Annotated in this window: 11 protein-coding genes and 1 riboswitch; of the genes, 7 read left to right on the top strand and 4 right to left on the bottom strand. The window is 71.3% G+C overall.

From position 1 onward, the window contains the following. Positions 1–935 precede the first annotated feature (935 nt). Complete coding sequence (locus OG598_RS06700; protein WP_328653552.1) at positions 936–1,922, bottom strand: zinc-dependent alcohol dehydrogenase family protein; 987 nt, start codon at positions 1,920–1,922, stop codon at positions 936–938. A 114-nt stretch (positions 1,923–2,036) separates the two neighbouring features. Continuing rightward, a complete protein-coding gene (locus tag OG598_RS06695) occupies positions 2,037–2,483 on the bottom strand; it encodes an acyl-CoA thioesterase (RefSeq protein WP_274523461.1) in 447 nt (148 codons plus the stop codon). Between the two features lie 197 nt (positions 2,484–2,680). Then, positions 2,681–2,894: riboswitch (cobalamin riboswitch) on the bottom strand. A 131-nt stretch (positions 2,895–3,025) separates the two neighbouring features. On the opposite strand from OG598_RS06695, the gene OG598_RS06690 reads away from it, so the two are divergent. The 6 genes from OG598_RS06690 to OG598_RS06665 all read left to right on the top strand — a co-directional run bounded on the left by OG598_RS06690 (position 3,026) and on the right by OG598_RS06665 (position 11,356). Next, a complete protein-coding gene (locus OG598_RS06690) occupies positions 3,026–5,089 on the top strand; it encodes a copper resistance CopC family protein (protein WP_328653550.1) in 2,064 nt (687 codons plus the stop codon). 65 nt (positions 5,090–5,154) lie between these two features. Then, complete coding sequence (locus OG598_RS06685; RefSeq protein WP_328653549.1) at positions 5,155–5,757, top strand: copper chaperone PCu(A)C; 603 nt, start codon at positions 5,155–5,157, stop codon at positions 5,755–5,757. Positions 5,758–5,780: 23 nt separating this feature from the next. Then, a complete protein-coding gene (locus OG598_RS06680) occupies positions 5,781–6,995 on the top strand; it encodes a Dyp-type peroxidase (RefSeq protein WP_328653548.1) in 1,215 nt (404 codons plus the stop codon). Beyond that, complete coding sequence (locus OG598_RS06675) at positions 6,992–7,570, top strand: copper resistance CopC family protein (RefSeq protein WP_328653547.1); 579 nt, start codon at positions 6,992–6,994, stop codon at positions 7,568–7,570. Before OG598_RS06680 ends, OG598_RS06675 begins: the two co-directional genes overlap by 4 nt. A 58-nt stretch (positions 7,571–7,628) precedes the next feature. Continuing rightward, positions 7,629–9,743, top strand: a complete 2,115-nt coding sequence (locus OG598_RS06670) for a cytochrome c oxidase assembly protein (RefSeq protein WP_328653546.1) — start codon at positions 7,629–7,631, stop codon at positions 9,741–9,743. 137 nt (positions 9,744–9,880) lie between these two features. Next, entirely contained in the window at positions 9,881–11,356 is a 1,476-nt protein-coding gene (locus OG598_RS06665) for a PepSY-associated TM helix domain-containing protein (protein WP_328653545.1), read from the top strand. Between the two features lie 48 nt (positions 11,357–11,404). On the opposite strand, the gene OG598_RS06660 is transcribed toward OG598_RS06665, so the two are convergent. Both OG598_RS06660 and OG598_RS06655 read right to left on the bottom strand, forming a co-directional pair. Beyond that, on the bottom strand, positions 11,405–12,538 hold the full coding sequence (locus OG598_RS06660; protein ID WP_328653544.1) for a cupin domain-containing protein: 1,134 nt from the start codon (positions 12,536–12,538) through the stop codon (positions 11,405–11,407). 13 nt (positions 12,539–12,551) lie between these two features. After that, positions 12,552–12,812 carry a hypothetical protein gene (locus OG598_RS06655; RefSeq protein WP_328653543.1) on the bottom strand — a complete coding sequence of 87 codons (261 nt, stop codon included), beginning with the start codon at positions 12,810–12,812 and terminating at the stop codon, positions 12,552–12,554. 197 nt (positions 12,813–13,009) lie between these two features. On the opposite strand from OG598_RS06655, the gene OG598_RS06650 reads away from it, so the two are divergent. Beyond that, the gene (locus OG598_RS06650; protein WP_328653542.1) at positions 13,010–14,590 is read left to right on the top strand and encodes a helix-turn-helix transcriptional regulator; all 1,581 of its coding nucleotides are present in this window, start codon (positions 13,010–13,012) and stop codon (positions 14,588–14,590) included. Position 14,591: the final 1 nt, after the last annotated feature.

Here is a 14,591-nt window from a genome sequence, read left to right as displayed (position 1 = left end):
CGGCCGGCCGGCACCAGCCATCCCGGGAGCAGCAAAGCCTGACCACTTCGACCTCTACTGGGAGGTCACACCGCACCGCTCCACCGGATCACCGCAGGTCAAAGCCCGCGCCTCTGTCCCGCGTCGATGAGCACTTCGGCAGGGAGAGCACTTCGCCAACCTGCATCCAATCTGCTCCCAGTCGCAAGGCCCATGCCAACCAACGAGTCCTTACCGCCTTGACCTGCACACACTCCCCCAGCAGGCAACATAGAGAGCTGCCGATCATCGCGTAGAACCGCTGAGCACTCCGCGGGAAACAGGACGCCGCACCGACTCTGACCTGCGACAACGTAAAGCCGCAGGCAGGGGTGGGTGCAGTTGAGCGCCGCTCGATGCCGTTGGACGCCCTTCAAGGCCGTTCAGGACACCCTGTTGCTCCCCACCTGCTCCCCTTAACCGGGCTCGCACCGGCCACCGAACGATCCTGACCTAACGAGCGCGGCTGGAGTACTAGCCACCGCCGCGCTGATGGTAATCGAAGAAGGGCTTGGGTGGCCTCGAGACGAGTCGCTCGTATACCTCGACGGGCACCAGGTTGAACGGAGCTGCCGCCATCTGCGCCTCCAGCGATCAGATGGCGCTCGGCGTCTACGAGCCGGCCCCCCCGGAAGCAGCGACGCCTGACCACTTCGGCCTCTACTGGGGGTCACGCCACACCGCTAGACCGCATCACCACAGGTCAAAGCTCTCGTCCCTGCCCGTCGTCGCTGAGCACTTCGAAAGCGGAGACCTCTTCGCCAACCTGCACCCAGGTTGCTCCCAGTCGCAAGGCCAGGCCAACCAATGGCTCCTTACCGCCTTGACCTGCGCACACTCCCCCACCAGACGACATAGGGCGTTGTCGACCGCTGTGGAGAACCGGGGGGCACTCCGCGGGAACGAACGGATCGTCGTCAACCGGCGACGTCCACGACGACCTTGCCCTCGGCGGCGCCGTCGGCGACCAGCCGGTGGGCGTCCATGACCGTGTCGAGCGTGAACCTGCGCCCGTCCAGCCGGGGGCGCAGGGCACCGGCATCGGCCAGCGCCGCGATCTCACGCAGGATGTCGCCGTGGTGTTCGCGGCCCCGCCCGGTGAGCATCGGCAGCAACGTGAACACGCCGGAGTAGGTCGCGCCGCGGAACGACAGCGGGGCGAGCGAGTGTGAGCCCCAGCCCAGCGCGCTGACGACGTGCCCCTGGTAGGTGCGTACCGCCGCGAACGACGCGTCGAGCGTCGCGCCACCGACGTTGTCGACGACGATGTCGAACCCTTCGCCGCCGGTGTACCTCTCGACGTACTCCTCGACCTTGCTCGTGGTGTAGTCGATCGGCACGGCGCCCAGGCTCTCGATCACCCGCATGCTCGCCGGCCCGCCCGTGGCGTACGCCTCGGCGCCTCGCGCCTGGGCGAGTTGCACGCCCACGTAACCGACCCCGCCGGCGCCGCCGTGCACCAGCACCTTCTGCCCGGCGCGGACCCCGGCCCGGTCGACGAGCCCCTCCCAGGAGGTGATCGCCGCCAGTGGCAGCGCGGCGGCCTCCCGCATCGAGAGGGTGTTCGGCTTGCGGGCCAGCAGCCGGGCGTCTACTGCGGCGTACTCGGCAAGCGAACCCTGGAGGTCTCCCACGCCCCCGCACAGCCCGTACACCTCGTCTCCCGGCTCGAAGCCGGTCACCTCCGCGCCGACCGCCGCGACGACGCCGGCAAGGTCCAGGCCGAGCACCGCAGGCAGCTCGACCCGCGCGTGCGCGGCCTTTCCGGCCTGGATCTTCGTGTCGAGCGGGTTGACCCCGCTGGCGACGATCCGCACCAGCACCTGCCCGCGCTCGGGGGTGGGTTTATCGATTTCCTCGACCGTCAGCGGAACGTCGAACTCCCGCAGCACCGCAGCACGCATGGCAATCCACACTCTCCGTGATCGAGGCGTCACGTGGACGCTATCCGACCGGATAGGTGGCGGGGCGGGTTCCTCGGACCGCGCCCGCGCTGCGACGGGCGGACCGCGCGCGGGTCAGTCGTCTTCGGCACCGTCGAGCAGCGCGCGCCGCAGTGCCAGCCGGTGCTTCCGGCGGATCTCCGCCTCGCGGTACCGTCGCCGGTCCGCATCGGTCTCCGGCAGCAGCGGCGGCACCGTACGAGGCTGGCCGTCGTCGTCGATGGCGACCATGACCAGGTGGGCGGTTGCCACGTCGGTGGGCGGCACGGCCCGGTCCCACCGGTCTGCGGTCACCTTGACGGCCACCTCCATCGAGCTGCGGCCGGCCCAGGTGATCCGGGCGTCGACGTGCACGACGTCGCCGACCCGCACCGCGCGGAGGAACGCGGTCTCGTCGATGGCGGCGGTCACCGCCGGCCCGTCGGAGTGCCGGGCGGCGACCACACCGGCGACGGAGTCGATGAGGTTGAGGATCCGGCCGCCGTGCACCGTACCCATCAGGTTGGTGTGGTGCTGGTCCATGATCTGCGAAAGGGTCAGGTGCGACGCCGACGGCGCTCGGCCGGGGATCGTGGTGGTGTCGTGCACAGCGGTAGTCCGTCCCTCGGGAAACCACACCGCCGGGTCGCGGACACACGTTGGCGAGGATCTGGCCGTGCGCCACACGCACGGCCCGTCACCCGCTCAGCCCACCCGCGAGGCCGACGGCAGCGCACACGGTTGTGTACGCGGCGCCGGCAGGTCTTCGGACTCGCGGGCCTGACCGGTCGCGCCGGTCCCCTACTGGCCGTCGCTTCCCAGGCCACTGGCCCAGTGCTGATGACGGCGGTCGTTCCCACTCACCGCTGCGGGGCAGCCCCGGATTTTCACCGGGTTCCCTCTTACGACGCCCCGCCGGTCACGACGGGGCGAACCAGCGCCGCCGGCGAGCATAGCTGGCCAGGGAATGTGTCCATCCGGGGCGTCCTGCCGGGGCGGCGGATGGCCTCATCGTCAACTTTTGTCGTCTGAGGAAGAAGATCGTCACCTCTTGAAAAAAGTCTCGCGAGGGTGAGGATATCCAGATGCGTCGTCTCCCCCAGACTTGCGGGCGGGTGGTCTCGGGCCTCCTCGCGTTCCTCCTCGCCTCGGCGGTCGCCCTCCTCGCGTCCGCCCAACCCGCCGCAGCTCACGGGACCCTCGCCGCGTCCACACCGGCGAGCGGCGCCACAGTGCGCGAGCCGTTGACGGAGGTGCGGCTGTTCTTCACCGAGAAGGCCGCGGCCAACGCGTTCTTCACGATCACCGCCCCGGGCGGCGCCCGTGTCGACAACGGCTGGTCGCAGGGTGAGCCGAAGCCGCTGGACAAGCCGGTACGGGAGTACTTCCTGGTCAACGGGCAGTTCGAGCCACGGGAGTACACGACGGGGTTCCCCGCGGTGGTGTCCGTCGCCCACCTGCCCGCCAAGGGCCAGTACTCGGTGAGCTACCTGTCGGTCGCCTCGGATGGCGATACAGTGCGGGGCACCCTGACCTTCCGCTACGACGGGCGGGTGACGGCAGCACCGAAGGGGTGGAGCCCGCCGTCGACCCAACCGGACCCGGCGCTGGTGGCCGCCACCGAGCAGCACAACACGTCCGGGCAGGCCTCGGCGGTGCCGACCACAGCGGACGATCCGTCGAGCCCGCCGGCTGCGGCGGCCCCGTCGACCGGGTCGACCGAGGAGAGCGGTTCCGGGGCACCGGCCTGGGCCGGCTGGGCGGCGGCGGTCGCGGCGGTCGGGGCGGTGGCGGGGTTCGTCGTCTGGCGTCGCCGATCCGCCGGCACACCCACCGGCCGGGGCCGTGCCTCGGGGGCGACCTCCGGTCGACGCGGCGGTGGCGCCCGTGCCACGAACAGGGCCGGCGCTGGCAGGACGGTCGGCGGCAAGGCTGCCAAGGACAAGGCCGTCGGGGGCAAGGCTGGCGCTGGCAAGATCGGCGCGGCGACCGGCGTCGTCGCGCGTACCGCGAGCGACAAGCAGCGGCCCGCCACCGTGCCGGCGGCGCGCAAGGGCAACACGGTCGTCACGGCCCGCACGGACGTTGCTGTCGATCCGATGCCCACCGATCAGGTGACCAAGGCCCTCGCCAGCACGGACGGCGAGCCGGCGGTCGACCCCCGACCGCGGGCCGACACGGACCTCGCCGCCGCGACGCCTGGGTCCCGGTTGAGCAACACCCACCTGGCGCTGTTCGTCGGTGGTCTGGTGGTGGCCCTGTTGGCCGGGTTCGGGTTGGCCCGTATCGGCACCGCCGACGAGAATCCGGCGACCGGCAACGCACGACCGTCAGCCGGTGGACCGCCCGCCTCGGGCCAGGTGGGCTCCGCGACCGACGGGCACCAACACCCGGCCGGTACGGGGCCGCACACGCATCGGGGTGACGACGCGACGGGCGCGACGCTGGCGACCGGCACGACGGTCAGCGCCGGTGGGTACACCCTGCAACCGCTGGAGCGGTCCCAACCGCCTGGTGTACGCGCCGACTACCGGTTCCGGATCGTCGGGACCGACCGGCAGCCGGCAACGACCTTCGCGGTCGTCCACGACAAGCCGTTGCACCTGATCGTGGTGGGCCGTGACCTGTCCGGCTACCAGCACCTGCACCCGACGATGGCGCCCGACGGCACCTGGAGCGTCCCCCTGACGCTGGCCCGACCCGGCGGCTACCGCGTCTTCGCCGACTTCTCGGTCACCGCGGCCGACGGCAAGCAGCAGCCTCTCGTGCTGGGCGTCGACCACACGGTGCCCGGCGCGCACACCCCGACCGCGCTGCCGCCCGCTCAGGCGCAGGCGACGGCTGGTCCGTACGCGGTGTCGATGACCGGCTCCCCGACGGTGGGGGTGACGGCGCCGATCCACTTCCAGGTCAGCGCCGACCCGACCGTACCGGCGCAGTTGGAGCGCTACCTTGGCGCGTACGGACATCTGGTCGTGGTGCGTGAGGGTGACCTCGGCTACGTGCACGTCCACCCCGAGCAGGAGCTGGTCGACGGGACTGTCAAGTTCTGGCTGACCGCGCCGAGTTCGGGCCGGTACCGGGCCTTCTTCGACTTCCAGGTCGCCGGCACTGTGCACACCGGGGAGTTCACGATCAACGTTCCCTGAGTCCGGAACTTTCTCCGAGCTGCGGCCGACCAACCTCCCAGCAGCAACCATCGGAGGAAGAACACATGCGCACCACCAGCCCGAACGCTTCACGCCGCCGGTCGGCCGCCATTCTCGTCGCCGCGATCCTGACGGTGGGCGTCGCCGGTTGCGGCTCGTCGGACTCTCCGTCGACAGCGCAGGCGGGCCCGTCCGCGTCGGCCTCGGCCAACCCGGACGCTGGTGTGCTCGGCATTCGTGACCCGTGGGTGAAGGCGGCCGACAAGGGCATGACGGCGGCCTTCGGGACTCTGGTCAACGACGGCGACACCGACGTCACGGTGACGAGTGCGACGACCTCGCTGTCGCCGATGGAGCTGCACGAGATGGCCGTGAAGGACGGCAAGATGGTCATGCGGCAGAAGCAGGGCGGCATCCTGATCAAGGCCAGGAGCACGCACGCCCTGGAACCCGGCGGCGACCACCTCATGCTGATGAACCTCACCAAGCCCGTTCAGGCCGGCGACGAGTTGACAGTCACCCTGACCTTCGCCGACGGCAAGACCCAGCAGTTCCGCGCCGTGGCCAAGCCGTTCACCGGCGCGCAGGAGAGCTACGCCCCCGGGCACGGTGAGCCGATGCCCGGCATGAGCGCCACGCCGGAGATGAGCATGAGCCCGGCATCGTGACGCAGACACCACAGGTTCGACCGGTGAGCAGGCGTGGCCTGCTCACCGGCGGAGCACTGGCTGCCGGCGGAGCACTGGCAGGCGGTGCCACGATCGCCGCCACCCGCGCGGGGAGGACCGGGCCGCCGTCGGCGACCGCCGCCGACGCGACGCTGGCGGCGACCGTCGGCGGGCTGGTCGAGCCGTTCCACGGCGCTCGACAGGCCGGGGTGGCCACCGAACCGCAGGCGCACGCGTCGTTCGTGGCCCTCACAGTGCGGGCCGGCGTCGACCGGGCCGCGCTGGGTCGGATGTTGCGGTTGCTCACCGACGACGCCGCCCGGCTCACCCAGGGTCGGCCCGCGCTGGCCGACACCGAGGCCGAACTCGGGCTGTTGCCGGCACGGTTGACGGTGACTTTCGGCTTCGGGCCGGGCCTCTACCGGGCGGCCGGCGTCGACGACCGCCGGCCGGCATCGGTCACCGACCTGCCGTCGTTCCGCATCGACCGGCTTCAGCCGGCGTGGTCCGGCGGTGATCTGCTGCTGCAGATCTGCGCGGACGACGCGATCTCCGTCGCCCACGCCCAGCGGGTCCTGATCAAGGACAGTCGACCGTTCGCCACGGTGCGGTGGGTCCAGCAGGGCTTCCGGCGCAGCCCCGGTGTCGAGCCGGGCGGCCACACCCAACGCAACCTGTTCGGTCAGCTCGACGGGACCGCCAACCCTCGGCCCGGCGCGCCCATGGACACCGCGCTCTGGGTTCCGGACGGCCCCGCGTGGCTGCGCGACAGCACCACAGTGGTGCTCCGGCGGATCAGCATGAACATGGAAACGTGGGACCTGCTCGGCCGGACCGACCGCGAACTCGCCGTCGGGCGACGGCTCGACACCGGCGCCCCGCTCACCGGCACCGCCGAACACGACGAACCCGACTTCGCCGCCACCGACGCCGACGGCCTCACCGTCATCCCCGACTTCTCGCACCTGACCCGCGCCCACGTCACCGACGACCGGCTGAAGATCCTGCGCCGGCCCTACAACTACGACGGGGTGCCGACGGCGGAGGGCCACGCGGACAGCGGCTTGATCTTCACCTCGTACCAGGCCGACATCGCCCGACAGTTCCTGCCCATCCAGCGCCGGCTGGCCGACCGGGACCTGCTCAACGAGTGGACCACGCCGATCGGCTCCGCCGTCTTCGCCATCCCGCCCGGCTGTGAACCGGGCGGTTGGATCGGCGAGCAGGTGCTCGGATGACCACGCCAACCGTCATGACCGTACCGTCGTCGCGGCCCGCCGCCGTCCGGCTCGGCGCGGCGGTGCTCGCCGCCCTCGTGGCGGTGCTCATCCCGGCCAGCCCGGCCTGGGCGCACAACTCGCTCAAGACGGCCACGCCCGCCCGGGACGCGACAGTGCCGAGCGCACCGACCGAGGTCACGCTCGAATTCATGCAGCGACTCGACCCGGCGTTCACCACCATCGTGCTCACCGACGCCGCCAAGCGGAAGCTTCCCACCGGCGAACCGGTGGTCACCGGAGCGAAGAGCACGGTCGAGGTGACCGACACCCTGCCGAACGGGACATACACGGTCGCCTACCGGGTCGTCTCCGTCGACGGGCACCCGGTGCAGGGGTCCTACCCGTTCACTGTGGCCGATCCGACGTCCAGTGCCGCGCCGGTCGCCAACGTCAGCGCGTCGGCGCCTCCCCCGTCCGCCGCCGCCGCGAGGTCCGGTGGCGGTCCGAGCGCCGGTGTCCTCGCGGCTGTCGCGCTGGCCCTCCTCGTCCTGCTGACGGCTGGGCTGCTGTGGCGGCGGGCGGCCCGGCGCTGATCCGACCCGCCCGCGTGCGGTCGGCTCGCCCCATCACCTCACCAAGCAAGGTCACCACGTGTCCGACACAGAACCACAGCAGTTCGCCACCGACGATCCGAGCGGTGCCCGCACCGTCGCGGTGATCCCGACCGGTCCAACCCCGTCCGCCGCCCGAGACAAGGGTTCTCCGGAATCCGGCTGGCTGGTCACTGTCGTCGCCGTCGCGTCGGGGGTCACCCTGTTGGTGCTCGGCCTTCGGGTCGGGGGTGCGCTCACGGCCGCGATCCCGGGCCTCCCCGACGCGGGACCGATCACGACCCGGGCACTACCCGTGTTCCGGCTGCTGTCCGACGGACTGGCCACCGTCACCGTCGGCATGCTGGTGACCGCCGCGTTCCTGCTGCCCGGCGACGGACGCAGCGTCTCGCCGCACGGCTACCTGCTGCTGCGGCGGGCCGGTGTCGCCGCGCTCGGTTGGTCGGCGACGGCGCTGTCCCTGATCGCGCTGACCGCCTCGGACCTGCTCGGACAACCACTGACGACGCTCGGGCCGGCGACCGTCGTCAGTTTCGCCACCACCATCTCGCAGGGCCAGTCGCTCACAATCCAGGCCGCACTGGCAGTGGCCGTGGCACTGCTGGCCAGATTCGGGGTGTCCCGTGGGCTCGCCGCGACCGTCGCGGTCCTGGCAATGGTGGCGGTGCTTCCCCCGGCCTTCACCGGGCACTCCGCCGGGGCCGGTAACCACCAGATCGCCGTCACCAGCCTGGCCCTGCACATCCTCGCCGCCGCCGTGTGGATCGGCGCCCTCATCGCCCTGCTGGTGGTACGACGCAGTCGGCTGCTGGCCGACGCGGCCGCTCGGTACAGTCGCCTCGCCCTGGGCTGCTTCGTCGCCGTGACGGTCAGCGGGGCGGCCAACGCCGCCGTCCGCCTCGGGTCGGTCGAGCAGCTCTGGCACTCCCGCTACGGCTGGTTGGTGCTCGGCAAGCTCGCCGCCCTGCTGATCCTCGGCACGCTCGGCGCGACACACCGCTCCCGCACCCTGCCGGCGTTGCGCGTCGGACGGCGATGGGCGTTCGGCCGACTGGCCGCCGGCGAACTGGTCGTGTTCGCCGCCACAGTGGGGCTGGCGGTGGCGCTGTCGCGCAGCCCCACTCCGGTCGCCGAAGCCGGCACCGACGCCGACCCGATCACCGAGCTGCTCGGCTTCCCGATGCCCACCGCACCCACTGCGGGCAACCTGCTCGGGCAGCCGCTGCCGGACATGTTCTTCCTGACCCTCTGCGCTCTCGGCATCGGCGGTTACCTGGCCGGGGTGCGACGGATGCACGTCGGCGGGCACCGCTGGCCGGTCGCCCGGACGGCGAGTTGGGTGGGTGGGCTGCTGCTGCTCGCCGCGACCACCAACCTCGGTGTCGCCCGCTACGCGTACGTGCTGTTCAGCGCGCACATGGCCCAGCACATGGTGCTGTCGATGCTGGTGCCGATCCTGCTGGTAGGCGGCGCACCGGTCACCCTCGCCCTGCGCACCCTGCGTCGACCGGCCGACCCGGGGGTACGCGGTGCCCGGGAGTGGCTGCTGATAGTGGTGCACAGCCGGCTCACGAAACTGCTCACCCATCCGCTCGTCGCGCTGGGCATCTACACCGCCAGCCTGTTCGGCCTGTACTTCAGCGACCTGCTCGGCGTGCTGATGCGCTCCCACCTCGGTCACCTCGCGATGCTCACCCACTTCGTGGTCGCGGGCTGTCTGCTGTTCTGGGTGCTCATCGGGGTCGACCCGGGCCGCCGACGCGTCCCCCATCCCCTGCTGGTGATCATCCACTTGGCGTCGATGATGGCGCACGGCTTCTTCGGCCTGGTCCTCATGCAGACGACCACAGTCATCGCCCCCGACTGGTACCTGGCCGTGCACCCCGGCTGGGCGTCGTCGCTGCTGGTCGACCAGAAGCTCGGCGCCGGCATCGCCTGGGCGTTCGGCGAGCTGCCCGCCGTCGTCGTCATGATCGTCCTGATTCGGCAGTGGATCCGCGCGGACCAGCGTGAACAGGGCCGCCTCGACCGGGCCGCCGACCGGGCCGACGCCACCGGCGCGGAGGACGACCTGGCCCGCTACAACGCGTTTCTCGCCGCAGCCGGACGGACCGACAGCGATCCGCGCCGCACGGTCCGGCCGGACCAGCCCTGACACCGGGAACCCGATCGTCGGGAACCGGCGACGGCTCTCCCCCGACTACCAGTCAGGGCCGACGCGACACCTCACCGGGCGACCAGACCAGTACGGGAAACACCTTCGTGCTTCCCGACTCTTCCGATCGGATCACCATGTCTCTCACCGAACTGTCCGGCACGCCGACGCCGGAGCCCGCCACGACCGCCGAGAAACCGGCCCGGCCCGCCCGGCGCGCGTCGCCGTTCGGCGCGCTCCTGCTGCGGCTGCACTTCTACGCCGGCATCCTCGTCGCCCCGTTCCTGGTGGTCGCCGCACTGACCGGCCTGGCCTACACCACGACCCCGCAACTCGACACGATGCTCTACGGCGACCAGCTGACAGTCGCCCAGGTGGGTGACCGCCGACTCCCGCTCGCCGAGCAGATCGGGGCCGCGCGCAACGCGCACCCCGACGGCAGCATCACCACTGTGCAACCCGGCAACGGCGACCGGACCACCAAAGTGGTGTTCTCCCTGCCCGAGCTCGGCGAGAACCAGCACACCGTCTACATCGACCCGTACACCGGCGAGTCCCAGGGGCAGCTCACCACCTGGTTCGGGTCCACGCCGGCCACCACCTGGCTGGACGACCTGCACCGTCACCTGCACCTGGGCACCGTGGGCGAGTACTACTCCGAGCTGGCCGCGAGCTGGCTGTGGGTGATGGCGCTCGGCGGGGTCATCCTCTGGTGGCGTCGACGCGGCGCCGCCCGAGCCGCCGCCCGGCACCTGCTCGTGCCGGACCTGTCCACCGGTAAGGGTGTCCGCCGTACCAGGGGATGGCACGCCACCACCGGCATCTGGCTCACCGTCGGGCTGCTCTTCCTCTCCGTCACCGGCCTGACCTGGTCCCGCTACGCCGGCGCCAACTTCGCCGCCGGTCTCGACGCGCTGAGCGCCCGCACTCCGGAGATCTCCACCAGCCTCACCGCCGGTCCTCCCGCCCCGGCCGAGACCGGCGGCGGCCACGAGCACGGCGCCGCCGGGGCGGGCGGCGTCGTCGAGTCGGCGGCATTCGATCGGGTCCTGACTGTCGCTCGCGGCGCGGGGCTCTCCGGGCCGGTCGAAATCAGCCCCGCGCCGGAGCCGGGCTCCGCCTGGACCGTCACGCAGGTCGACAACACCTGGCCGGTCAGGAAGGACCGTGTCGCCGTCGACCCGGCCTCGGACACGGTCACGGCCCGCAGCGACTTCGCCGACTGGCCCCTGCTGGCCAAACTGAGCGGCCTCGGCATCCAGGCCCACATGGGGATCCTCTTCGGCCTGGTCAACCAGATCCTGCTCGCCGCGCTCGCCCTCGGCCTGCTCTGCGTCATCTTCTGGGGCTACCGCATGTGGTGGCAACGCCGACCCACCCGCGCCGACCGCCGTGCGATCGCCGGCACCCCACCAGCCCGCGGCGGCGTACGCGGCCTGCCGCTCTGGGCGCTGCTGATCGGCGTACCGGTGACAGTGGCGATCGGCTGGACGCTGCCCCTGTTCGGGCTCACACTGCTCGCCGTCCTCGTCATCGACCAGGTGGTGGGTGCTGTGTCTCGACGCCGACGACCCGCCGCGGCTCCCACCTCCCCGGCACCTGCGGGGAGCTGATCCACCGGATCGGCCGTCCGTCCTCCGGCGGACGGCCGGGCGCTTCGTTCAGATGACTACCTGTTTGGTGTTCGGCAGGCCGTCGACTATCGACTTCTGCACGTTGATCGTGTCGGCGATGACCTCGTGGGGCGTGTTGGCCATCCACTGCATCACCGAGATGTCCTCGAACCGGGGATGGCGGAACATCTCCAGGAACACCAGTGGCTCGTCGCCGGTGTTCTCGATGTAGTGGCCGTACGCGAACGGGACGTAGCCCACGTCGCCGGCCTGGAAGTCGAACGTCCGGGCTGCGGCCTGGGAGGCGAAGACGCCCATCCGCCCGGTGCCGGAGATGTAGTACTGCCACTCGTCGGTGGTGGGATGCCAGTGCAGTTCGCGCATCCCACCCGGCTCGACCTCGACCAGCGCCGCGGCGGTGGTCACGGAGGCGGCGAAGTTGGTCGAGTCGGTGATCCGGACCGTTCCGCCGCGGAATCGCTGCGGGGTCTGCGCGAGCATCCGGTGCTTGAAGCTTCGCGGGATGTCGCCGGTCGGGCTGACCACCCGATCCTGTTGCAGGGGTGGTGGGACGTCGCCCTGGAAGATGTACTTCTCCCGCTCGGGCAGATTCTCCATCTGTTCCAACGTCCAGCCGAAGTTCTTGGCCAGCACGTGTCGAGGGGTGTGGGCGAAGAAGTCGCTGAGCAGGAAGGTGTTGTTCTCCGAGAAGGCGCCGTCGTCGAAGACCAGCAGAAACTGCGCGCCGTCTTCCAACGCCTGGATGTTGTGCGGCACGCCCTGCGGAAAGAACCACAGATCGCCGGCCTTCACGTCCTCGATGAAGTTGCGGCCCTCGTGGTCGACGGCGCTGATCCGGCAGCTGCCGCTGAGCATGTACGCCCACTCCGACTGCTGGTGCCAGTGGATCTCCCGGTACGCGCCCGGCTCGAGACCGAACTGGACGCCGGACAACTGGCTGGCGATCGGGAGGTCTCGGCTGGTGACCTCGCGGGTCCAGCCGCCCTTCTCCACGCGGGTGTGCGCCTGCGAGAACGAGAACTTGAGGTTGGGCACCAGCCGGCTGTCGGTCGTCGGTGGAACCAGGAGGTCCGGGTTCTGCCGCTCGAGCTCGACGTTACGGCCCGCGAAGGGCGGGGCGCCCTGGTCGCCGCGCCGCGGCTGAGGATCGCTGTTCGCCATGATCGCTGTCTCCTCACTCGGGTTGGATCGGATGGGGCGCGGGAACGGACCCGCCCCGCAGCCGTAGCCGGGACGAGACGCCCAGCAGGGCACGCAGTCCGGGCCAGCCGTACTGGACCGCGATCGCGACCGGGACCGCCGCGACGGTCGCCATCAGCACCAGGCGGGTCCACGCCGGAGCGTGACCACCCGCCCCGGTGCCGGCGTAGAGGACGAACATCAGCAGCACGACCCGGAGCCGACGCAGACCGGGAAGTTCTGGGAGCTGGGCCATGATTCGATGATCGGCGGCGAACGTCGCCCGTCGCATCACGTGATCGCGCCATTACCGCAGGTCAAATCCCGGACGGTGGGGCCATTCGGCGCAATCCCGTCGGTTCGTCGATCCGGTCGCCCGTACCTGCCGCCATGGCTAGGCTCGGTCGCAGGACGGCCTTTCGACGTGCCTGGTAACAACCGGGGAGACCGCCATTGTCCGAATCACCCTTCAACGCCGGAACGCTCCCGGCCGATGACATCGCCACCGACGCCGAGCAACGACGGCACGGCCTGTTCGCCACGGCGGACCAGCTCCGGCTGGCCGGACGCGGGATGGAGGCGCTGCACGTCCTGGCTGCGGAGATCGCCACGAGTCGCAGCGGCGAGCGCCATCGCGCCCACCTGCTCGGGCGCCTGGCGCAGATCGTGGCACTGGAGCAGCCGACCATCGCCCTCGCCGGTCTGCGGGAGGCCCTGAAGCTCCGACTGGACGCCCACAGCCGCGCCACAGTGCTCGCCCTGGTCGCCACGATCGCGGCCCGCACGGGACATCCGGACACCGACGCCCTGCTGCGCGACGCGGGCACCGCGCACGCCGCGTCGGGTGATCAGGCGTCCGCTCGCCACCTTGCCCTCGGCCGGGCCGCCCGCTCGCTCGCGCACGGTGATCTGCCGGGCGCCCAGGCCGTGCTGGCGGCCCTGGACCCGGACTCCTGGACGGCACGCGGCGACGCCCCGTCCATCCGGGCGGAACGGATCCTCGTGCAGCTCGGTCTGGGTCGGCACCAGGACGCGTGGGCCGCGACCCGCCAGTCGCCCGAGGCGACGGACGTCTCACTCGCCGGGCTGACCGCGCTGGACTGCCTGCGCATGGTGGCAGTGGGAGAGCTGCCCGAGGCGGCCGCGCTGGCCGTAACGACGCTCAGCTCCGGCTCTGCGGACCTCAGTAGGGAGGTGCGTGCCCTGTTGGTCGCGGTGATCGGCGAGGTGCGCTACCGCCGAGGCGAATACGACGACGCCCGCGCCATCCTCCGCGCCTGCCTCGCCGAAGACCGATGGCCTGACCGTACGATGTGGACGTTCGCGTTCTGTGTGGCGGTACGCGACCCCGCCCTCAGCGCGCCGACCGGCCTGCTCACCACTGTCGTCGCCGACCTGCACCGGTCGGTCCGGTCACTCCTGCCCGTGCCGCACTTCGGCCCCCGACTGGTACGCGCGGCGGTGGCGGCCGACGACACCCGGGCCGCCCGCCGGGTCACCGAACTGGTCGAGCTGGTCTCCACCCGTACCCCGGTGCCGCTGTGGCACGCGCTGGCCGACCAGAGCCGAGGGTTGCGCGACGGCGACCCGGACGCCCTCCGGTCGGCGGTGGACCAACTGCGCACCACCGCCGCGCGGCCGGCGCTGGCCGACGCGTTGCTCGACCTCGCGAACAGCCCTCGGGCGCGATCCGGGGAGGCGCGCGACGCCGCGCACGAGGCGGCTGCCCTCTACGCCCGGATCGGCGCTCCTGGCGACCAGGCGATCGCGGACCGGCGCTGCGCCGACCTCGCCGCCACCCCGCGCCACCGGCCGCCGATCGACGAGTCGCCAAACCGGGGCATCGGCGCGCTCACCCCCGCCGAGGAGCGGGTGGCCGAGATGCTCGCCGCCGGCGCCACGAAGAAGGAGGCGGCCAGGAGTCTCTTCGTCTCCTTCCACACCGTGGACACCCAACTCCGGTCCATATACCACAAGCTGGGCATTCACAATCGGATGCAGTTGGTGCGGGCCTGGGAACGGACCAGACGATAAT

The sequence above is a fragment of the Micromonospora sp. NBC_00330 genome, from assembly GCF_036136635.1.
In the GTDB taxonomy this organism is placed as follows: Bacteria; Actinomycetota; Actinomycetes; order Mycobacteriales; family Micromonosporaceae; genus Micromonospora; species Micromonospora salmantinae.
This window is presented reverse-complemented; position numbering and strand designations above follow the sequence as displayed.

What these genes read in the sequence shown, in the direction of transcription:
- OG598_RS06700 (WP_328653552.1), bottom strand. Translation starts at nt 1,922, where the DNA reads ATGCGTGCTGCGGTGCTGCGGGAGTTCGACGTTCCGCTGACGGTCGAG.
- OG598_RS06695 (WP_274523461.1), bottom strand. Translation starts at nt 2,483, where the DNA reads ATGGACCAGCACCACACCAACCTGATGGGTACGGTGCACGGCGGCCGG.
- OG598_RS06690 (WP_328653550.1), top strand. Translation starts at nt 3,026, where the DNA reads ATGCGTCGTCTCCCCCAGACTTGCGGGCGGGTGGTCTCGGGCCTCCTC.
- OG598_RS06685 (WP_328653549.1), top strand. Translation starts at nt 5,155, where the DNA reads ATGCGCACCACCAGCCCGAACGCTTCACGCCGCCGGTCGGCCGCCATT.
- OG598_RS06675 (WP_328653547.1), top strand. Translation starts at nt 6,992, where the DNA reads ATGACCACGCCAACCGTCATGACCGTACCGTCGTCGCGGCCCGCCGCC.
- OG598_RS06665 (WP_328653545.1), top strand. Translation starts at nt 9,881, where the DNA reads ATGTCTCTCACCGAACTGTCCGGCACGCCGACGCCGGAGCCCGCCACG.
- OG598_RS06660 (WP_328653544.1), bottom strand. Translation starts at nt 12,538, where the DNA reads ATGGCGAACAGCGATCCTCAGCCGCGGCGCGGCGACCAGGGCGCCCCG.
- OG598_RS06655 (WP_328653543.1), bottom strand. Translation starts at nt 12,812, where the DNA reads ATGGCCCAGCTCCCAGAACTTCCCGGTCTGCGTCGGCTCCGGGTCGTG.